General features: G+C 42.1%; 21 protein-coding genes and 1 tRNA gene. 5 read left to right on the forward strand and 17 right to left on the reverse strand.

Going from position 1 to position 20,431, the window contains the following annotated elements:
* Positions 1-9: 9 nt before the first annotated feature.
* From carB to ACLV7Q_RS05725, 6 genes are all read right to left on the reverse strand, one after another.
* Positions 10-3,186 carry a carbamoyl-phosphate synthase large subunit gene (gene carB / locus ACLV7Q_RS05700; RefSeq protein WP_218757931.1) on the reverse strand — a complete coding sequence of 1,059 codons (3,177 nt, stop codon included), beginning with the start codon at positions 3,184-3,186 and terminating at the stop codon, positions 10-12.
* A 200-nt stretch (positions 3,187-3,386) separates the two neighbouring features.
* Positions 3,387-4,466 carry a carbamoyl phosphate synthase small subunit gene (locus ACLV7Q_RS05705; protein WP_000166853.1) on the reverse strand — a complete coding sequence of 360 codons (1,080 nt, stop codon included), beginning with the start codon at positions 4,464-4,466 and terminating at the stop codon, positions 3,387-3,389.
* Positions 4,467-4,515: 49 nt separating this feature from the next.
* Complete coding sequence (locus tag ACLV7Q_RS05710; RefSeq protein WP_004260121.1) at positions 4,516-5,439, reverse strand: aspartate carbamoyltransferase catalytic subunit; 924 nt, start codon at positions 5,437-5,439, stop codon at positions 4,516-4,518.
* An 18-nt stretch (positions 5,440-5,457) separates the two neighbouring features.
* Entirely contained in the window at positions 5,458-5,979 is a 522-nt protein-coding gene (gene pyrR / locus ACLV7Q_RS05715; protein WP_057487572.1) for a bifunctional pyr operon transcriptional regulator/uracil phosphoribosyltransferase PyrR, read from the reverse strand.
* A 210-nt stretch (positions 5,980-6,189) separates the two neighbouring features.
* The gene (gene nth, locus ACLV7Q_RS05720) at positions 6,190-6,819 is read right to left on the reverse strand and encodes an endonuclease III (RefSeq protein WP_000244443.1); all 630 of its coding nucleotides are present in this window, start codon (positions 6,817-6,819) and stop codon (positions 6,190-6,192) included.
* Positions 6,819-7,361, reverse strand: a complete 543-nt coding sequence (locus ACLV7Q_RS05725; RefSeq protein WP_000773212.1) for a YceD family protein — start codon at positions 7,359-7,361, stop codon at positions 6,819-6,821. Before ACLV7Q_RS05725 ends, nth begins: the two co-directional genes overlap by 1 nt.
* A 479-nt stretch (positions 7,362-7,840) precedes the next feature.
* Between ACLV7Q_RS05725 and ACLV7Q_RS05730 the strand changes: the two genes are divergently transcribed.
* The gene (locus ACLV7Q_RS05730) at positions 7,841-9,367 is read left to right on the forward strand and encodes an ATP-binding cassette domain-containing protein (protein WP_218757932.1); all 1,527 of its coding nucleotides are present in this window, start codon (positions 7,841-7,843) and stop codon (positions 9,365-9,367) included.
* Between the two features lie 150 nt (positions 9,368-9,517).
* Here ACLV7Q_RS05730 and htpX read toward each other — a convergent pair whose 3' ends face one another.
* Positions 9,518-10,417, reverse strand: coding sequence for a zinc metalloprotease HtpX (gene htpX, locus ACLV7Q_RS05735; RefSeq protein ID WP_218757933.1), 900 nt, complete (start codon positions 10,415-10,417; stop codon positions 9,518-9,520).
* A gap of 1 nt (position 10,418) precedes the next feature.
* Positions 10,419-10,979: a LemA family protein gene (locus tag ACLV7Q_RS05740; RefSeq protein WP_000219822.1), complete on the reverse strand. Its 561-nt coding sequence runs from the start codon at positions 10,977-10,979 to the stop codon at positions 10,419-10,421.
* Between the two features lie 93 nt (positions 10,980-11,072).
* Here ACLV7Q_RS05740 and rsmG point away from each other — a divergent pair, with 93 nt between their 5' ends.
* Both rsmG and ACLV7Q_RS05750 read left to right on the forward strand, forming a co-directional pair.
* Positions 11,073-11,786, forward strand: coding sequence for a 16S rRNA (guanine(527)-N(7))-methyltransferase RsmG (rsmG, locus tag ACLV7Q_RS05745; RefSeq protein ID WP_218757934.1), 714 nt, complete (start codon positions 11,073-11,075; stop codon positions 11,784-11,786).
* Between the two features lie 400 nt (positions 11,787-12,186).
* A complete protein-coding gene (locus tag ACLV7Q_RS05750) occupies positions 12,187-13,470 on the forward strand; it encodes a uracil-xanthine permease family protein (protein ID WP_218757935.1) in 1,284 nt (427 codons plus the stop codon).
* Between the two features lie 190 nt (positions 13,471-13,660).
* Here ACLV7Q_RS05750 and ffh read toward each other — a convergent pair whose 3' ends face one another.
* The 3 genes from ffh to ACLV7Q_RS05765 all read right to left on the reverse strand — a co-directional run bounded on the left by ffh (position 13,661) and on the right by ACLV7Q_RS05765 (position 16,044).
* The gene (gene ffh / locus ACLV7Q_RS05755; RefSeq protein ID WP_218757936.1) at positions 13,661-15,232 is read right to left on the reverse strand and encodes a signal recognition particle protein; all 1,572 of its coding nucleotides are present in this window, start codon (positions 15,230-15,232) and stop codon (positions 13,661-13,663) included.
* A gap of 11 nt (positions 15,233-15,243) precedes the next feature.
* Entirely contained in the window at positions 15,244-15,576 is a 333-nt protein-coding gene (locus ACLV7Q_RS05760) for a putative DNA-binding protein (RefSeq protein WP_218757937.1), read from the reverse strand.
* A 90-nt stretch (positions 15,577-15,666) separates the two neighbouring features.
* On the reverse strand, positions 15,667-16,044 hold the full coding sequence (locus ACLV7Q_RS05765) for a DUF1934 domain-containing protein (protein WP_004238036.1): 378 nt from the start codon (positions 16,042-16,044) through the stop codon (positions 15,667-15,669).
* 71 nt (positions 16,045-16,115) lie between these two features.
* On the opposite strand from ACLV7Q_RS05765, the gene ACLV7Q_RS05770 reads away from it, so the two are divergent.
* Both ACLV7Q_RS05770 and yidA read left to right on the forward strand, forming a co-directional pair.
* A complete protein-coding gene (locus tag ACLV7Q_RS05770) occupies positions 16,116-17,420 on the forward strand; it encodes an HD domain-containing protein (protein ID WP_218757938.1) in 1,305 nt (434 codons plus the stop codon).
* A 12-nt stretch (positions 17,421-17,432) separates the two neighbouring features.
* Positions 17,433-18,239, forward strand: a complete 807-nt coding sequence (gene yidA, locus ACLV7Q_RS05775) for a sugar-phosphatase (protein ID WP_218757939.1) — start codon at positions 17,433-17,435, stop codon at positions 18,237-18,239.
* A gap of 51 nt (positions 18,240-18,290) precedes the next feature.
* Here the strand turns inward: yidA and ACLV7Q_RS05780 are convergent.
* The 6 genes from ACLV7Q_RS05780 to ACLV7Q_RS05805 all read right to left on the reverse strand — a co-directional run bounded on the left by ACLV7Q_RS05780 (position 18,291) and on the right by ACLV7Q_RS05805 (position 20,390).
* Positions 18,291-18,362 (reverse strand) — tRNA-Arg (locus ACLV7Q_RS05780).
* A gap of 42 nt (positions 18,363-18,404) precedes the next feature.
* Positions 18,405-18,752, reverse strand: coding sequence for a 50S ribosomal protein L19 (gene rplS, locus ACLV7Q_RS05785; RefSeq protein ID WP_001068669.1), 348 nt, complete (start codon positions 18,750-18,752; stop codon positions 18,405-18,407).
* Between the two features lie 118 nt (positions 18,753-18,870).
* Positions 18,871-19,200: a fluoride efflux transporter CrcB gene (gene crcB, locus ACLV7Q_RS05790; protein WP_049521601.1), complete on the reverse strand. Its 330-nt coding sequence runs from the start codon at positions 19,198-19,200 to the stop codon at positions 18,871-18,873.
* Positions 19,194-19,568 carry a fluoride efflux transporter CrcB gene (crcB, locus tag ACLV7Q_RS05795; protein WP_050243195.1) on the reverse strand — a complete coding sequence of 125 codons (375 nt, stop codon included), beginning with the start codon at positions 19,566-19,568 and terminating at the stop codon, positions 19,194-19,196. Before crcB (ACLV7Q_RS05795) ends, crcB (ACLV7Q_RS05790) begins: the two co-directional genes overlap by 7 nt.
* Positions 19,565-19,831, reverse strand: a complete 267-nt coding sequence (locus ACLV7Q_RS05800; RefSeq protein ID WP_218757940.1) for a chorismate mutase — start codon at positions 19,829-19,831, stop codon at positions 19,565-19,567. Before ACLV7Q_RS05800 ends, crcB (ACLV7Q_RS05795) begins: the two co-directional genes overlap by 4 nt.
* 115 nt (positions 19,832-19,946) lie before the next feature.
* The gene (locus tag ACLV7Q_RS05805; protein WP_001162128.1) at positions 19,947-20,390 is read right to left on the reverse strand and encodes a flavodoxin; all 444 of its coding nucleotides are present in this window, start codon (positions 20,388-20,390) and stop codon (positions 19,947-19,949) included.
* Positions 20,391-20,431 lie beyond the last annotated feature (41 nt).

Here is a 20,431-nt window from a genome sequence, read left to right on the forward strand (position 1 = left end):
CATTGGGTATTAAATAGCTTCTGTAACAAAACTACGGCTTTCCAATACTTTGAGCATGGCGTTAGCTGTATCTAGGGCTGTAAAGAGGGGCACCCCGTGTTCAATAGCTGAACGGCGGATTTGCTCACCATCTTCGTCAGCAGTTCGTTTTGTTCCTACTGTGTTAATGATAGCTTGGATTCTTCCTTTGCGAACAAAGCTTGGGATATCCTGATCATCATCACCAATCTTACCAACAGGTTGGGCTTGCAGTCCATGACTAGCAAAGAAGGCTGCTGTCCCTTCTGTCGCGAGGATTCCATAGCCAATATTTTGGAAACGACGAGCCAAGTCCAAGGCTTCTTCTTTAGCATCATCAGCAATAGTAAAGACTACATTTCCAAAAGTTGGCAAGTGAAGGTAAGAAGCTTCAAAGGCCTTATAGAGAGCTTTTTCCAAAGTAGCATCAGAACCCATAACTTCTCCTGTTGACTTCATTTCAGGACCGAGCAAGCTGTCTACCTTAGCTAGTTTAGTAAAGGAGAAGACAGGCGCCTTGATATGAACGCGGGTGCTTTCAGGATAAAGTCCATCTTGGTAGCCAAGTTCTTCAAGTTTTTGACCAAGAATGAGCTTGGTCGCTACCTGAGCCATAGGAATATTGGTTACCTTAGAAAGGAATGGAACCGTACGGCTGGCACGTGGATTGACCTCAATAACGTAGACTTTTTCATCCTTGATAACAAACTGGATGTTCATCATTCCAAGACAGTTAAGGCCGATTGCTAGGCGTTTTGTGTAGTCTGCAATGGTTTCCTGAACCTTTTGCGACAAGGTTTGTGGTGGGTAAACGGCCATTGAGTCACCTGAGTGGACACCGGCACGTTCGATATGTTCCATGATACCAGGGATAAGGACATTTTCACCGTCTGAAATGGCATCAACTTCGCACTCTTGCCCAACGATGTATGAGTCAACAAGAACTGGATGGTCTGGACTAGCCTTAACAGCAGTTCGCATGTAAGAACGAAGGTCTTCTTCGTTTTCAACGATTTCCATGGCACGTCCACCAAGTACATAAGATGGGCGGACAAGAACTGGGAAGCCAATCTTACGAGCTGCAAGAGCTGCTTCTTCTTCATTGGTAGCCGTTTGTCCTGGTGGCTGTGGAATATCCAATTCTTTGAGAGCTTGCTCGAAGAGGTCACGGTCTTCGGCACGGTCTAGGTCAGCAACCTGTGTACCAAGGATGGTCACACCTGCTTTTGCCAATGGCTCCGCAAGGTTGATGGCTGTTTGACCACCGAACTGGACGATAACCCCTTTTGGTTGCTCCAAATCGATAACATTCATGACATCTTCAAAAGTTAATGGCTCAAAGTAAAGCTTGTCAGACACAGAAAAGTCTGTAGAAACGGTCTCTGGGTTTGAGTTCATGATGATGGCCTCATAGCCAGCCGCCTGAATAGCCTTAACTGAATGAACAGTTGCGTAGTCAAACTCGACCCCTTGACCGATACGAATTGGACCAGAACCTAGAACTAGAACGGATTCCTTATCAGACTTGATAGATTCATTTTCCCATCCATAGGTTGAATAGAAGTATGGTGTTTCAGAGTCAAACTCCGCCGCACAGGTATCGACCATCTTATAAACTGGAATAATCTTGTTTTCCAAACGAAGCTGGCGAACTTGATCAGCAGTCGTTTTCCAGAGCTCAGCAATCTTACGGTCTGAAAATCCATTCAATTTTGCAGTTTTCAAAACTTCAAGATCCTGTGGATGGGCACCTAATTCTTGCTCAATTTCAAAGATATGCAAGAGTTTATCAAGATAGAAGATATCAATCTTAGTCAATTCAGCAATTTCTTCTGGTGTATAACCGCGGCGAATGGCTTCTGATACATAGAAGAGACGGTCATCCTGGGCTTTGACTACTTTTTCAATCAAGGCATCATCAGAAACTGCTGCAAGTTCAGGCATTTCATTGTGGTGCACCCCAATTTCAAGGGAACGACAAGCTTTAAGGAGAGATTCCTCGATGTTACGACCAATCGCCATGACTTCTCCAGTCGCCTTCATCTGGGTACCAAGACGACGCTCACCTTTTTCAAACTTGTCAAATGGGAAACGTGGGATCTTGGCAACAACGTAGTCAAGGGCTGGTTCAAACATGGCATAGGTTGAACCAGTGACTGGGTTTATAACCTCATCCAAGGTCAAACCGACTGCAATCTTGGCAGCCAACTTAGCAATCGGATATCCTGTCGCCTTAGAAGCAAGGGCTGACGAACGCGATACACGGGGGTTTACTTCTATAACATAGTACTTAAAGCTGTGGGGATCAAGAGCTAGCTGAACGTTACATCCACCTTCAATCTTGAGGGCACGAATAATGCTCAAGCTCGCGTCACGAAGCATTTGGTTTTCATAATCTGACATGGTTTGGGCAGGGGCGAATACAATGGAATCTCCTGTGTGAATCCCAACTGGGTCAAAGTTTTCCATGTTACAAACAACCAAAGCATTGTCAGCTGAGTCACGCATGACTTCGTATTCGATTTCCTTGAAACCTGCGATTGAACGCTCAATCAAACATTGGGTGACAGGTGACAATTTCAAACCATTTTCAGCGATTTCACGCAATTCTTCCTCGTTAGCACACATACCACCACCAGTACCACCAAGGGTAAAGGCTGGACGAACGATAACTGGGTAACCAATTGTCGCTGCAAAGGCAACTGCTTCGTCTACTGTGTTGACAATTTCAGATTCTGGAATTGGTTGGTTCAATTCTTCCATCAATTGTTTAAAGAGGTCACGGTCCTCCGCTTGGTCAATGGCAGATAATTTAGTTCCCAGAAGCTCAACACCAAGTTCATCTAGGATACCATTTTTAGACAATTCCATGGCCATGTTGAGCCCTGTCTGACCACCAAGGGTTGGTAGCAAGGCATCTGGACGTTCCTTACGAAGAATACGCGTTACAAACTCAAGTGTAATCGGTTCGATATAGACCTTGTCCGCAATCTCCTTGTCCGTCATGATGGTTGCAGGGTTTGAGTTAACCAAAACAACCTCATACCCTTCCTCTTTCAACGACAAGCAAGCCTGAGTCCCAGCGTAGTCAAACTCAGCAGCCTGACCAATAATAATCGGACCAGAACCAATCACCATAATTTTTTGAATATCAGTACGTTTAGGCATAGTTTATGATACAAAGCCCGTAAAGAACACAGTGAAAATAGGAAACTCGGTGCAGACGCCTTTAGCGTCAAGACGATGTTTATCTTTTTCACCCAGTTCTTAGGGCGTGTTCACTTCCGCGAACAATGTATCTTCTCCTTTCTATTCGTCGCCTCACAGAGCGACATTAAATAAATTCTCCGACGAGCTTTTTCTCGTTCTTAGTTTGATTGTTTAAAAGCTTCCATCATCTCGATAAACTCGTCAAAGAGGTAGCTTGCGTCGTGTGGACCAGGGGCTGCATCTGGGTGATATTGAACAGAGAAAGCAGGTTGGTATCTGTGACGCACACCTTCAACTGACTTGTCATTGATTTCTTCGTGGGTGATAATCAAGTGTTCTGGCAAGTCCTCACGGCTAACTGCATAACCATGGTTTTGGCTGGTAAAATCTACGCGTCCTGTAGCAATTTCACGTACCGCATGGTTGAATCCACGGTGTCCAAATTTCATCTTGTAGGTCTTTGCCCCGTTTGCCATAGCAAAGAGTTGATGCCCCATACAAATACCAAAGATTGGAATTTTTCCTTGCACACCACGAATCATGTCGAGTGCTTGTGGAACATCTTCTGGGTTACCTGGACCGTTTGACAACATCACTCCGTCAGGATTGAGATGGAGAATTTCTTCCGCCGTTGTTGAGTAAGGAACAACCGTCACGTTACAGTTGCGTTTAGAAAGTTCACGTAAGATTGAGTGCTTGAGACCAAAGTCCACCAAGACAACACTCAAACCAACTCCTGGAGCTGGATATGAAGTTTTAGTAGAAACCTGTTTGATATTGTCTGTCGGCAAGACTGTTGCTTGGAGCTGGTCCGTCACATGATCCATGCTGTCCCCAACATGGGTCAAGGTTGCACGCATAGTACCATGTTTACGGATAATCTTAGTGAGGGCACGCGTATCAATCCCTGAAATACCAGGAATTTTCTTGGCTTTCAAAAATTCATCCAAGGTCATTTGGTTGCGCCAGTTGCTAGCTCGACGCGCTTCTTCAAAAACAACGACTCCCTTACAAGTTGGAATAATGGATTCGTAATCATCACGGTTAATTCCATAATTTCCTACCAAAGGATAAGTAAAGGTCAAGATTTGTCCATTATAAGACTGGTCTGTAATGGATTCTTGGTAGCCAGTCATACCTGTATTAAAGACGATTTCGCCTGTTACATCAATATCTGCTCCGAAGGCCTTGCCTTCAAAAACTGTGCCATCTTCTAATACTAGAAGTCTTTTTGTCATATTTTCACCTCTCGTGGACGCTCACTGGCGTCTTTTAACGTCTTGTGTTTTAGTTGGCGTTTCTACTCGCCAGTACGGATTCTAAGATTGCCATTCGAACAAAGACACCATTGGTCATTTGTTGGACAATCCGTGATTTTGGTGCTTCAACCAAGTGGTCTGCGATTTCTACATCACGATTGACTGGAGCTGGGTGCATGAGGATTGCTGTTTCTTTCAAACGGTCATAACGTTCTTGAGTCAAGCCATGTTGGGCATGGTAGTCTTCTTTTGAAAAGACAGCTCCACTATCATGGCGTTCATGTTGCACACGGAGAAACATCATGACATCCACCTGATCAATGATTTCATCAATAGTTACAAACTGTCCATAGTCTGCAAACTCTTGACTTCTCCATTCCTCAGGTCCAGCAAAGTAAAGTTCAGCTCCTAAGCGTTTCAAAATCTGCATATTGGATTTAGCAACACGTGAGTGATCCAAGTCACCTGCAATCGCAACCTTGAGACCCTCAAAGTGGCCAAATTCCTCATAAATAGTCATCAAATCAAGCAAGCTCTGGCTAGGATGTTGTCCCGAACCATCTCCACCATTGATGATGGAAGTCGTAATCGTGGGACTTGCAATTAACTCTCTGTAGTAGTCAACCTCAGGGTGGCGAATCACACAGACATCCACTCCTAAAGCAGACAGAGTCAAAATGGTATCATAAAGTGTCTCACCCTTATTGACTGAACTAGTCTTCACATCAAAGTCAAGTCGTTCCAGCCCCAGTTTAATCTCTGCCACTTCAAAGGACTTATGCGTCCGTGTAGAATCCTCAAAGAAAAGATTGGAAACAATCGGATGGTCTTCATAAGGAAGCTGTGCTCCGTTTTTAAACTCAATTCCTCGCTTGATCAATTTCATCACTTGATCGACAGTGAGGTCTTCCATGGACACCACATGGTTCAATGCTTGTTGATTTTCTGACATGGCTACTCCTTTAGCTTTCTAAGCTTCTTCAGTAATCAGAACTCTGTCTTGGCCATCAAGTTCTGCCATCTCTACGATGATTTCTTCAGAACGACTGGTTGGGATATTTTTTCCAACGTAATCTGGACGGATTGGCAATTCTCTATGTCCACGATCGACTAAAACTGCTAAACTCACGCGCGCAGGACGACCATGACCTACAATATTATCAATAGCAGCTCGGATGGTACGACCTGTATAGAGCACATCATCCACCAAGATAACCTCACGGTCTGTCACATCAACAGAAACAAAAGAAGTATCTTCTCCACTTTTAACATCATCACGGAAAGGTTTCGTATCCAATTCCACAACGGGAACTGAAAGATTTTCTAGCTGCTCCAAACGTTCTTGGATTCGGTGGGCTATAAAGACACCGCGAGTTTTAATACCAGCCAAGACGATTTTATTCAAATCTTTGTTGCGTTCGATAATCTCATAAGTAATACGCGTAATCGCTCGTTTGACGGTCAATTCGTCTACAACTTCTTTTGTCTTCATGACAAACCTCCAAAAAGAAAAGTCTCCTTAAACAAGGAGACTTGAAATGTATAGCCAAGCGAGCCCTACTGCACACAGTATAGACTTCACCCTTCTACTTTATCACGCTCCTTGCCTGCCTCACGGGACAGGTTTAAAGGAATATTTAGTTATCACTTACTATAGCACAAAGCAGACCTAAAATCAAGCAAAAACTTTTGAGCCCCCATCTTATAAATTGCTAAAATCATATAATTGTGGGTACTGGTCACACTCTGGATTTTTAGGATGACAAATGGCTCTTCCAAAATAAATCATGGCCTGATGAGCTGCTAACCACTGCTCAGGCGGCAAGATATCCATGACCCGCTTTTCCACCTCAAGTGGCGTCGCTGATTTTTTGACGATATCGTGGTGTTTGCAAATACGCTCCACATGAGTATCCACTGCAAAAGCTGGAATCCCAAATCCTACACTCATGACAACATTGGCTGTTTTGCGACCAACTCCTGCCAAACTCTCCAATTCCTCACGTGTTTGAGGAACTTGACCATCAAAATCGTCTAGTAACTGTTGGGCACATTTTTTAAGGAATTTAGCCTTATTCCGATACAATCCCAAGCGAGAAATGTGTGAAGCAATCTCACTCTCAGTCGCCACAGACATGGCTTGTGGCGTTGGAAAGGCAGCAAAGAGACCCGGTGTGGCCTTATTTACCGCTGCATCCGTTGTCTGAGCTGACAACATGACCGCAACCAAGAGTTCAAAATGATTGGTAAAATCAAGACTGGGTTTGGCATCTGGAAAAAGAGCAATGATTTCTTCTAGCACTTTTCGTGCTCGTTTTTTTGACAAGACCATTATTCGTCTCCGTCAAATAGTCCTTGTAAGCCAGCAAAAGGACTGTTTTCTTCTTTCTTAACTGCTTGTTGAGCCTGATATTCTTCCTCTGTCATGATTTGCCAGTCATTTCCTGACACAAAACCTTGACCAGCTTCTTCTTCAGCCGTCAAGACCTTGATAGGAATGTTTAGTAGGATATTGTCTGACACGCTCTCAGCAAGGTCAAGTTCTCCATTTTCGATAGGCAGGACCAAATCATCGTCTAAAACTTCCTGATCTAGTTGATTAGTTGCGCCTTCCATGAAAACTTCCGTGACTGGATAAGATTCAACTAACTCAACTGGCTCCATACTACGACTTGAAGCAAGAACAATGGTATAAGATAGTTGATAATCTAAGAAATACATACGGTCTTCGTACTGTACTTTCCCAACTGCAAGGATATCTTTTACATCTAAAATTTCTTGATTGCGTGCACGCAGGTCTGCGGCTAGGTCTAAGGTTTGTTCAAAATGCAAGCCTTCAGACTGCTTACGAATTTCTTGAATATTTAATTTCATACTTCCTCCATAAAGATTTACTCTCTTGATTATACCATGAAAAGCCTACAAATCAGCCCACCAAACTTTGTAATTAACATTCAATTTTTTAACATATTTACTATGACGTTTTTATTGCTATACTATAGGCAATAATACATAATAGCAAGGAGAATGCTCACATGGAAGACAAAGAACTCGTTACTAATGCTTACCACACGGATTTTAGAGCTTGGAATTTCCAGTTTTCTGTTGACAAAATTTCCTAAAAGGTATAGTATAGAGATACTAATACTCGGAGGTAAGGGAGACATGAACAACTAAGTCTATCAAATAAAGAAACTTTATTTAGTAGATCTTGTTTTTGTCTCTTTTTGTGTGCTCTTTTATGCTCTTTTTCTGGCATGTTAATAGAGTTTTTTTGACATAGACTTTGGGCTCTACTAGGTAAAGTAGAGCTTTTTGCTATGCACTATTGACATTCTAGAAAGGGCAAGCATATGATAAAAATCAATCATCTGACCATCACACAAAACAAAGATTTACGAGACCTTGTCTCTGACTTAAACATGAGCATCCAGGGTGGGGAAAAGGTAGCTATTATTGGAGAGGAAGGAAATGGCAAATCAACCTTGCTTAAAACTTTAATGGGGGAAGCTTTGCCTGATTTTACTATCAGGGGAGACATTCAATCTGATTATCAATCAATAGCCTACATTCCTCAAAAACTCCCCGAGGACCTGAAAAAGAAAACTTTACACGACTACTTCTTTTTAGATACTATTGATTTAGATTGCAGTGTCCTCTATCGTTTAGCTGAGGAATTGCATTTTGATAGCAATCGCTTTGCTAGCGACCAAAAGATTGGCAGTCTATCAGGGGGCGAAGCTTTGAAAATTCAGCTCATCCATGAGTTAGCCAACCCCTTTGAGATTCTATTTTTAGATGAACCTTCAAATGACCTAGATCTTGAGACGGTTGATTGGCTAAAAGGTCAGATTCGAAAGATTCGGCAAACTGTTATTTTCATCTCCCATGATGAGGACTTTCTGTCTCAAACGGCCGACACTATTGTCCACTTGCGACTGGTCAAGCACCGAAAAGAAGCCGAAACGCTAGTAGAGCATTTAGACTATGATTGCTATAGTGAGCAGAGAAAAGCTAATTTTGCCAGACAAAGCCAGCAAGCTGCTAACGACCAAAGAGCCTACGATAAAACTATGGAAAAACATCGACGAGTCAAGCAAAATGTAGAAACTGCACTTCGAGCTACCAAAGACAGTACTGCCGGTCGCCTATTGGCTAAAAAGATGAAAAATGTCCTCTCTCAAGAAAAACGCTTTGAAAAGACAGCTCAGTCCATGACCCAAAAACCACTTGAAGAAGAACACATTCAACTTTTCTTCTCGGATATACAGCCATTACCGGCATCTAAAGTCTTAATCCAACTGGAAAAGGAGAATTTGTCCATTGGTGAGCGAGTTTTGGCTCAAGGACTTCAACTAACTGTCCGTGGCCAAGAAAAAATCGGTATTATCGGCCCAAATGGTATTGGGAAATCAACTCTGTTAGCCAAGTTTCAACAACTGCTTAGCGCCAAAAGAGAAATTTCGCTTGGTTTTATGCCACAAGATTACCATAAAAAACTACAATTGGATTTATCACCAATAGCCTATCTAAGCAAAACTGGAGAAAAAGAGGAACTACAGAAAATCCAATCTCACTTAGCCAGTCTCAATTTCAGTTATCCAGAAATGCAGCATCAAATTCGCTCCTTATCTGGCGGACAACAGGGAAAACTCCTGCTTTTGGATTTAGTCTTGCGCAAACCAAACTTTCTTCTTCTGGATGAACCCACACGAAACTTTTCTCCCACTTCTCAACCCCAAATCAGAAAACTCTTTGCTACCTATCCAGGCGGTCTCATCACTGTTTCGCATGACCGTCGTTTCTTAAAAGAGGTCTGTTCAATCATCTATCGCTTAACAGAACACGGTCTGGAGGTAGTTAATTTAGAAGATTTATAAATTTGCAACATAGCAGATAGGTGGGGCAAAAACACAATTTTAGGAGAAGAGAAAGTAAATCTTCCCATAATAAAACGCATAATATCAAGTTTTTGCACACCTGATATTATGCGTTTTTCAGATTTTAAAGGCTTTTTCCCAGCCTTCATTTTACATCTGTTTTAAACGTTCAATCCGTTCTGAAATAGGTGGGTGGGTATAAAAGAGTTTTTGGAACCCTCCCCCTTTCTTAGGATCATTGATATAAAGTGCACTACTGGCATCATCGACAGGACGACTCATCGGTTTACTATTATCCAACTTACGTAGAGCATTAATCATCCCTTGAGGATTGCGCGTCAACTCAACACTGGAAGCATCAGCTAGGAATTCCCTCTGACGAGAAATAGCTAGTTGCACCAAAGTTGCAGCGAGGGGAGCCAACACGATAGCCAGTAGGGAAACCACGAGCATAATGATTTCTAAGCCATTTCCTTCTCTGTCATCGTCACTTCGTCTGCGACCTGCGCCACCCCACCACATCATACGACCAGCCATACTAGAAAGCATGGTGATAGCACTAGCAAGGGCGACAGCAATAGTCGAAATACGGATATCGTAATTACGAATATGACTGACTTCATGTCCCATAACAGCTTCTAGCTCTTCACGATTCATGATAGCTAGGAGACCTGACGTCGCAGCAACCGCCGCATTTTGAGGGTTAGAACCTGTCGCAAAGGCATTTAAGGCTGGATCATCAATGATGAAAACACGGGGCATAGGAATCTGAGCGACCATAGCCATATCTTCCACTACATGGTAGAGGTCTGGTGCCATTTGCTCATCAACCTCACGCGCTCCATTCATGGACATGACAATCTCTGTCGATTGAAAAATCATGGACAAGGCATAGATAAAGCCGATAATCAGTGCGATAACCAAACCGCCAAGCCCAGACCGCATAAAGAGGTAACCAACCGCATAGCCAACAAGAGCTAAGAGTAGGAAAAATACCAGCAACAAAATCCAGGTTTTTCGTTTATTGCTTGCAATTTGATCAAACAGCATCTTAGTCACCTAAACCGCTAAAATCAACTTTAGGAACTGCCTTTTCCTCTTCTGGTGTTTGAAGGAAATCTGCTGCTTTAAAGCCAAACATTCCAGCGATAATATTACTTGGGAAAGTTTCTAATTTTACATTGTAGTTGCTGACAACACTGTTGTAGAGTTGACGAGAGTAAGAAATTTTATTTTCTGTGTTTGTCAACTCCTCTTGCAATTTAACAAAGTTGGCACTAGCTTTCAAATCTGGATAGCTTTCTGCAACTGCAAAAATACCTGAAACCTGACGAGTAAGGGCATCACTAGCTTTCATAGCTTCTGCTGGTGAAGTCGCTGCCGCCACTTGGTTACGAAGTTCTGCCACCTTTTCGAGGGTAGAACCTTCATATTTAGCATAACCTTTTACAGTCTCAATCAAGTTTGGCAAGAGGTCATTTCGACGTTTCAACTGAACATCAATCTGGCTCCAAGCCTCCTTGGTTTGCATACGATTTTTAACCAAACCGTTATAGCTAACAATCACAAAAATAACAATAAGAGCGATAACTCCAAGAATAATCCAAGTCATGATATAAGTCCTTTCTGCTTTTAGATTAGTACCAGTATATCAAATTTTTAATGATTGTGGTAAAATAAGATGATACTAAAGAAGGAAATAACTATGAAACCAGAAACATTTTACAACTTGCTTATCGAGCAGAATCTTCCACTTTCGGACCAGCAAAAAAAACAATTTGAACGTTATTTTGAACTCTTGGTCGAGTGGAATGAAAAGATTAACCTGACCGCTATTACAGACAAAGAAGAAGTTTATCTCAAACATTTTTATGATTCGATTGCACCCATCCTGCAAGGTTTGATTTCAAATGAAACTATCAAACTTCTTGATATCGGGGCTGGGGCAGGATTCCCTAGTCTGCCTATGAAAATTCTCTATCCACAGCTGGATGTGACCATCATTGATTCGCTAAATAAGCGCATCAACTTCCTCCAACTCTTAGCTCAAGAACTGGATTTGGATGGTGTTCATTTCTACCATGGACGTGCCGAAGATTTTGCCCAAGACAAGAACTTCCGTGCTCAATATGATTTTGTAACAGCTCGTGCGGTTGCCCGCATGCAGGTTTTATCTGAATTGACAATTCCTTACCTTAAAGTTGGCGGAAAACTATTGGCACTCAAGGCAAGTAATGCGCCTGAGGAGTTGTTAGAAGCTAAGAATGCCCTCAGTCTCCTTTTTAGTAAGGTCGAAGACAATCTCAGCTACGCCCTACCGAATGGAGATCCGCGCTACATCACAGTGGTAGAAAAGAAAAAGGAAACACCAAATAAATATCCACGTAAGGCTGGCATGCCCAATAAACGCCCGCTTTAAATTTTTAAGTAAAAAAATATTTACAAAGTCAGCCTCGCTCTTTTATTTCTAGGCTCGGGAAAAAATGATTTACAAAATCAACCTCGCTCTCTTATTTTTAGGCTCGGGAAAAAATGATTTACAAAATCAACCTCGCTCTCTTATTTTTAGGCTCGGGAAAAAATGATTTACAAAATCAACCTCGCTCTTTTATTTCTAGGCTCAGGAAAAAATGATTTACAAAATCATTTTTTTCTGCTATACTATCCTAAGCAAAGGTTTTTAATGTCATCCCGTGAGGTGACGAAGACGCAGAAATACTTGAAACTCTTTAAAGTCTAAATTTTAAAGAAGTCTTACTCTGAGGGCCTATTGCTGTAAAATAATGGGCTCTTTTTTGATGCCCAAAAGTGAGGTTTATATGAAACAAGAATCAACTGTTGATTTGTTACTAGACGTTGACCAACGTCCTTCGGCTGGAAAAGGAATTCTCCTTAGCTTCCAACACGTTTTCGCCATGTTTGGTGCGACCATCTTGGTACCATTGATTTTGGGAATGCCTGTATCCGTTGCCCTTTTTGCTTCAGGTGTCGGAACACTCATCTACATGATTTCAACTGGTTTTAAAGTTCCAGTTTATCTAGGTTCTTCATTTGCCTTTATCACAGCTATGTCACTGGCTATGAAAGAAATGGGTGGGGATGTATCTGCTGCTCAAACAGGGGTTATCTTGACTGGTTTGGTCTATGTCCTTGTTGCTACCAGCATCCGATTTGTAGGAACAAAATGGATTGATAAACTCTTGCCACCAATCATCATCGGTCCTATGATCATCGTTATCGGCCTTGGACTTGCAGGTTCAGCTGTGACCAATGCAGGGCTTGTAGCAGACGGAAATTGGAAAAATGCTCTGGTAGCCGTTGTTACGTTCTTGATTGCTGCCTTTATCAATACAAAGGGAAAAGGCTTCCTACGAATCATTCCATTCCTCTTTGCTATTATCGGTGGTTACCTCTTCGCACTAACTCTTGGCTTGGTTGACTTTACGCCTGTCCTAGAAGCTAACTGGTTTGAAATTCCTGGTTTCTACTTGCCATTTAGTACTGGTGGTGCCTTTAAAGAGTACAATCTTTACTTTGGTCCAGAAACCATCGCTATCTTGCCAATCGCTATCGTAACAATTTCTGAACATATCGGTGACCATACTGTTTTGGGTCAAATCTGTGGCCGTCAATTCTTGAAAGAACCAGGTCTTCACCGTACTCTTCTTGGTGACGGTATCGCAACTTCAGTTTCTGCCTTCCTTGGTGGACCAGCCAATACAACTTACGGAGAAAATACAGGGGTTATCGGTATGACTCGTATCGCTTCTGTCTCAGTTATCCGTAACGCTGCCTTCATCGCGATTGCCCTTAGCTTCCTTGGTAAATTCACTGCCTTGATTTCAACTATTCCAAACTCTGTACTTGGTGGTATGTCAATCCTTCTCTATGGAGTTATCGCCAGCAACGGTTTGAAGGTCTTGATTAAAGAACGTGTTGATTTCAGACAAATGCGTAACCTCATCATCGCAAGTGCTATGTTGGTCCTTGGACTTGGGGGAGCTATCCTTAAACTTGGTCCAGTTACACTTTCAGGAACTGCCCTATCAGCCATGACAGGAATCATCCTGAACTTAATCTTGCCATACGAAAATAAAGACTAAGAGTCTAAACACTAAATCCGCTCAGACAACTGAGTGGATTTTTTCGTACACTATAATACAAATATCTGTAAATTGTTAAAATCAAAAAACGTATAATATCAGGTATTCTAAAACCTTGATACTATACGTTTTATCATAGAAATTTTTACTTCATTTTCTCATCAAATGAGATTTGCATCAATCCCTTATCTTACTTACGTTTCTTCTTCGCTTTTTTCATTTTGTTAGCCATACGTTTCATGGATTGTTTCATGGCAAATTCACCGATTTTACCTTTGAGTCCACCACCAAACATCTGGCCCATATCTGGCATTCCTGCTCCTCCGAGAGCTGACAGGTCAGGCATACCGCCTTGTCCCATCATTCCTTCAAGGGCAGACATATCCATTCCACCCATATTTGGCATATTTTTAGGGAGGTTGTTTGGATTGATTCCCATCTGCTTCATCATCTTGTTCATATCTCCAGACATGACTCCCTGCATAAGCTGTTTAGCCTGGTTAAAGTCCTTAATGAATTTATTAACTTCGACAAAGGTATTTCCAGAACCAGTAGCGATACGACGGCGACGGCTTGGATTTAACAAATCCGGATTTTCACGTTCTTCAGGTGTCATTGAAGACACAATAGCACGTTTGCGCGCAATCTGACGCTCATCTACCTTCATGTTTTGAAGGGCTGGATTGTTAGCCATACCTGGAATCATCTTGAGCAAGTCTTCCATTGGCCCCATGTTTTGCACCTGATCCAACTGATCAATGAAATCATTAAAATCAAAGGTGTTTTCACGCATCTTCTCAGCCATTTCAAGGGCTTTTTGCTCATCGTATTCTTGAGAAGCTTTCTCAATCAAAGTGAGCATATCCCCCATACCAAGGATACGGCTAGACATGCGATCTGGGTGGAAGGTTTCAATGTCCGTAATCTTTTCACCTGTACCAGTAAACTTGATTGGTTTTCCAGTAATGTGACGAACCGATAGGGCCGCACCACCACGAGTATCGCCATCAATCTTGGTAAGGATGACCCCAGTCACTTCCAACTGAGCATTAAACTCACGCGCAACATTGGCTGCTTCCTGACCAATCATAGCATCAACGACAAGCAAGATTTCATTTGGTTGAGCCAAGGCTTTCACGTCACGAAGCTCATTCATCAAAAGCTCATCAATCTGCAAACGACCTGCCGTATCAATCAAGACATAGTCGTTATGATTGGCTTGGGCTTGTTCCAAACCTTGACGTACAATCTCAACAGCTGGAACATCTGTTCCAAGTGCAAAGACAGGCACATCAATCTGTTGACCCAGTGTCTTCAGCTGATCAATGGCAGCTGGACGGTAAATATCCGCCGCAATCATCAAAGGACGAGCATTTTCTTCTTTCTTGAGTTTGTTGGCCAATTTACCAGCAAAGGTTGTTTTACCAGCCCCCTGCAAACCAACCATCATGATGATGGTTGGAATCTTAGGTGATTTGATAATTTCTGCCGTATCAGAACCTAAAACAGCTGTCAGTTCCTCATCAACGATTTTGATAATCTGTTGCGCAGGATTAAGGGTATCAATGACCTCATGCCCAACTGCACGCTCACGAACTTTCTTGATAAAGTCCTTTACAACAGGCAAGGCAACGTCGGCCTCAAGCAAGGCCATGCGAATTTCTTTGGTTGCCTCTTGGACATCAGATTCAGAGATTTTTCCTTTTTTACGTAAATTTTTAAAGACGTTCTGCAAACGTTCTGTTAAACTTTCAAATGCCATTTTTCTTCCTCTTATTCTCTATTATCAATGCTTGTTAAAATTTCTACCTGCTCCTGCAGAAAGTCATCCTTGGGATAGCGCTCCAAAATCTGATCAAAAATCTGACTGCGGACAATGTAGTCAGAGTACATGTGCAATTTCATCTCATAATCTTCCAGAATCTTTTCTGTCCGCTTGATATTGTCGTAGACAGCCTGACGACTGACACCGAACTCTTCAGCAATCTCAGCAAGGCTATAATCATCAGCGTAGTAGAGCTCGATATAATTCATTTGCTTATCTGTCAAAAGCGCCGCATAAAATTCAAAGAGCGCATTCATACGATTGGTTTTTTCGATTTCCATAACTTTTATTATACCAAAAATTAGCCTAATCTACCACACTAGGAAGCCAATCCGAGAAGATAGCCAGGTAAATTTGAAAAAGACATGAGCCTAGCCCCAAGTAATTTCCAATTGATAGCTGGCAAAGGGATGTCCCTCTTGATTTTGTAGTTGATAATCTAGTTCAATCTTTTGCCCATCAACTTGATAATGGCTCGTTTGGATGATAAACTCCTGCATGCCCATAGGTGTAGGAATATAGGCTAAACTATCGCTATCCTTTAGAAAGCGCATAATGGTCTTGGGATTGGAAAATCGGCTCATCACCAGTTCTTGACCATGAAATTTAATAACCACTTTTTCCTTTTCCTCATTATAGAAAAGCAGGTAGCTATAATCTCCTTTTTCATGCACTTCCACGTCATAAAGTTGGTCAATCACTTCCAACTGCTCATCAAACTGAATCGTATTTCGCATCCGAATCTTCACATCAGGTCCTCTTTCTTGTCTCTTGTCCTACTATTTTACCAAAAACTCTAGCTTTTTGCTATAATGGTCATATGAACGAAAAAGTATTCCGTGACCCAGTTCACAACTACATCCATGTCAATAATCAAATCATCTATGACTTGATCAATACAAAAGAATTTCAACGTTTGCGCCGTATTAAGCAACTGGGAACTTCCAGTTATACCTTCCACGGTGGGGAGCACAGCCGCTTCTCTCATTGTCTAGGAGTCTATGAGATTGCTCGTCGTATCACGGAGATTTTTGAAGAAAAATATCCTGAAGAATGGAATCCTGCCGAGTCTCTCTTGACCATGACCGCTGCTCTCCTACATGACCTTGGACACGGTGCCTACTCCCATACTTTTGAACATCTCTTTGATACAGACCATGAAGCCATTACTCAGGAAATCATCCAAAGTCCTGAAACGGAGATTCACCAAGTCCTGCTACAAGTGGCGCCAGATTTTCCAGAAAAGGTAGCCAGTGTCATTGACCATACCTATCCTAACAAGCAGGTCGTGCAACTCATTTCCAGTCAAATTGATGCGGACCGCATGGACTATCTCTTGCGCGACTCCTATTTTACAGGAGCATCCTATGGAGAATTTGACCTGACTCGCATCCTCCGAGTCATTCGTCCTGTCGCAAATGGTATCGCCTTTCAGCGCAATGGCATGCATGCTATCGAAGACTACGTCCTCAGTCGCTACCAGATGTATATGCAGGTCTATTTCCACCCTGCAACACGTGCCATGGAAGTTCTCCTACAGAATCTTCTCAAGCGCGCCAAGGAACTCTATCCTAAAGACAAGGATTTCTTTGCTCGCACCTCTCCACACCTCTTGCCTTTCTTTGAAAAAAATGTGACCTTGTCTGACTATCTGGCTCTGGATGATGGTGTGATGAATACCTACTTCCAACTCTGGATGACCAGTCCTGACAAGATTCTTGCAGATTTGTCGCAACGCTTTGTCAACCGCAAGGTCTTTAAATCCATTACCTTTTCACAAGAGGACCAAGATCAACTCGCTAGCATGAGAAAATTGGTTGAGGATATCGGCTTTGATCCCGACTACTACACTGCCATTCATAAGAACTTTGACCTCCCTTATGATATCTATCGTCCCGAATCTGAAAATCCACGGACACAGATTGAGATTTTACAAAAAAATGGAGAACTGGCCGAACTCTCTAGCCTGTCTCCTATCGTCCAATCCCTTGCTGGCAGTCGTCACGGAGATAATCGTTTTTATTTCCCGAAAGAAATGTTGGACCAAAACAGTATCTTCGCAAGTATCACCCAGCAATTTTTACACTTGATTGAAAACGATCATTTTACCCCAAATAAAAACTAGAAGAGGAATTTTATGAGTATTAAACTTATCGCCGTCGATATTGACGGAACCCTAGTCAACAGCCAAAAGGAAATCACTCCTGAAGTCTTTTCTGCCATCCAAGATGCCAAAGAAGCTGGTGTCAAAGTCGTCATTGCAACTGGCCGCCCTATCGCAGGTGTTGCCAAACTTCTGGACGACTTGCAGTTGAGAGACGAGGGTGACTATGTTGTGACCTTCAACGGTGCCCTTGTCCAAGAAACTGCTACAGGACATGAGATTATCAGCGAATCCTTGACTTATGAGGATTATCTGGATATGGAATTTCTCAGTCGCAAGCTCGGTGTACACATGCACGCTATTACCAAGGATGGTATCTATACTGCCAATCGCAATATCGGAAAATACACTGTGCACGAATCAACCCTCGTCAGCATGCCTATCTTCTACCGTACACCTGAAGAAATGGCTGACAAGGAAATTGTTAAGTGTATGTTCATCGATGAGCCTGAGATTCTTGATGCTGCCATTGAAAAAATCCCAGCAGAATTTTACGAATGCTACTCTATTAACAAATCTGCTCCTTTCTACCTCGAACTCCTTAAAAAGAATGTAGATAAGGGTTCAGCTATTACTCACCTAGCTGAAAAACTCGGATTGACCAAAGATGAAACCATGGCTATCGGTGACGAAGAAAACGACCGTGCCATGCTGGAAGTCGTTGGTAACCCCGTTGTCATGGAAAACGGAAATCCAGAAATCAAAAAAATCGCCAAATACATCACCAAAACAAATGACGAATCCGGCGTAGCCCATGCCATCCGTACATGGGTATTGTAAAAGTGAAAAATGAAAACCGCTCAGTTGAGCGGTTTTTGATATCTAATTATATGCCCCCTGCAGGAATCGAACCAGCAACTACTCCTTAGGAGGGAGTTGTTATATCCATTGAACTAAGGGAGCTAGATAAAAACTCTGCTGAAGAAGCAGAGTTTTTTAGTCGAATTAACGACGGATTTCTTTGATACGAGCTGCCTTACCTTGAAGTGCACGCAAGTAGTACAATTTCGCACGGCGTACTTTACCGTAACGAACAACTTCGATTTTTTCAACACGTGGAGTGTGGATTGGGAAGATACGCTCAACACCTACACCGTTAGAGATTTTACGAACTGTGTAGTTTTCTGAGATGCCAGCACCTTTACGTGCAATAACAACACCTTCAAAAATCTGGATACGTTCACGGTTACCTTCGACAACTTTCGCGTGTACACGAACAGTGTCACCAGGACGGAATGATGGGATATCTGTACGAAGTTGACCTTCAGTCAAGCTTTGGATTAATGGATTCATTTTATTCTCCTATCTTTGTCAATCTTGAGGAATCTTCCTCAGCGGATAAACTGTATTTTTGTGCGTCCATTACACACAAAATACAGTTTACCAAATTTTCACAAAAAAGTAAAGAAATTTATAGCAGAATTCCTAAAAAAATCGCAACCAAACCACCTAGGTAGGTCAAAGTCAGGTAAGAATAAAAGACCTTCTTATCACTTAGCAGTCTTTGAAGTTCATCATTCAAGGTCGAAAAAGTCGTTAAACCACCACAAAATCCTGTTGCTAGAATAGCATAAACTTCCTTAGACTCCACATGATTGTAGAATAATCCAATCAAAAAACAACCCAAAAGATTAGCTATGAGCGTTCCGAGGGGCAATTTAGATGCTTGATTATAGCGGGAAAAGAAATACCGTACGAGCGCTCCTAAGCCACAAGCAATTGCAAGATAGACGATTACCATTTCTTCCTCCCTAGAAAATAAGCCAAGAGTAGACCTCCACTTATACTCAAAAGCAAATACAGGATCAAACTCAGATAACGCCCTGTATCAAGCAGTTTCACAGCATCAAGCATGAGACTAGAAAAGGTTGTTAGACCTCCGCAAAAACCTGTACCCAGTGCTAAAACCAAGCCCTTACTAGTCCCCTTATAGACCAGATAACCCTTGACAAGATAAACCAGGCAGAAAATTCCCAAATAGTTGACAAAGAGAGTGCCCCAAGGAAAGTCTGGACTGGCTGGTAACCAAGTGGAAACTAGGTAGCGGACAAGTCCGCCCAACATAGCAGCTAGAAAAATCCCTAGCGGATAAAATTGTTCTTTTTTCATTTAATATTTTGATCCTGATAATCACGCGAACGTTTGAGTATGTCAGAAAAAGTCGCGACAATAGTCTCCTGATAGCGCTTGTCCTCTACACGACTCCTAACCTTTTCAAAGATAATTGCTTCTCTCTTAGTATCTAAAATCGGTTTACCTGAAGCTTTCTTATAGGCAACTACATCCTCAACCAAATGCATTCGTTCTTCTAAGAGCTTAACGATTTGGTCGTCGATTTGATCAATTTCTTGGCGAATAATATCTAAATCCATACAGTCTCCTCCTTTATTTGAATTATTGTATCAAAAAGGCATCAAATAGGCTAGTAAAATCCCAACTCACGATAAGAAAAATGCACTGATTGATTACATCAGCGCACGTTTATGCTTATCCTACTTTAGCAGCCAATTCTTCTGCGAATTGTTCCAAGCGTTCAATATCTTCCTCCTCGGCAGAAAGATCAACTTTAACACACTCTGAACCTTTTTCTGCTCCTGTCGAAACAAAGACACGGTCAAAGTCATCAACAGCCTTACAGAATTCATCGTAGAAGGTATCACCTGAACCAACCACTCCGTAGATTTTGCCATTCAAGTTGAGGTCTGCTAGGTCTTCGTAAAAGTCCATCATCTCATCTGGCAATTCTCCATCACCATAAGTATAGGTCGCAACGATAGCGATGTCTGCTTCCAAGAAGTCTGAAGCGTCAACAGTTGTACATTCATCAACATCGACGTCTAAGCCCAAGTCACGTAATTTGTCTGCTACAATATCTGCAATTTCTTCGGTATTACCGGTCATACTGGCAAATACAATTTTTGCTAATGCCATATCATCCTCCTCAATTTATCTTTCTCCATTATATCACATCT

It is taken from the genome of Streptococcus mitis (assembly GCF_965111725.1).
Taxonomy (GTDB): Bacteria; Bacillota; Bacilli; order Lactobacillales; family Streptococcaceae; genus Streptococcus; species Streptococcus mitis_DV.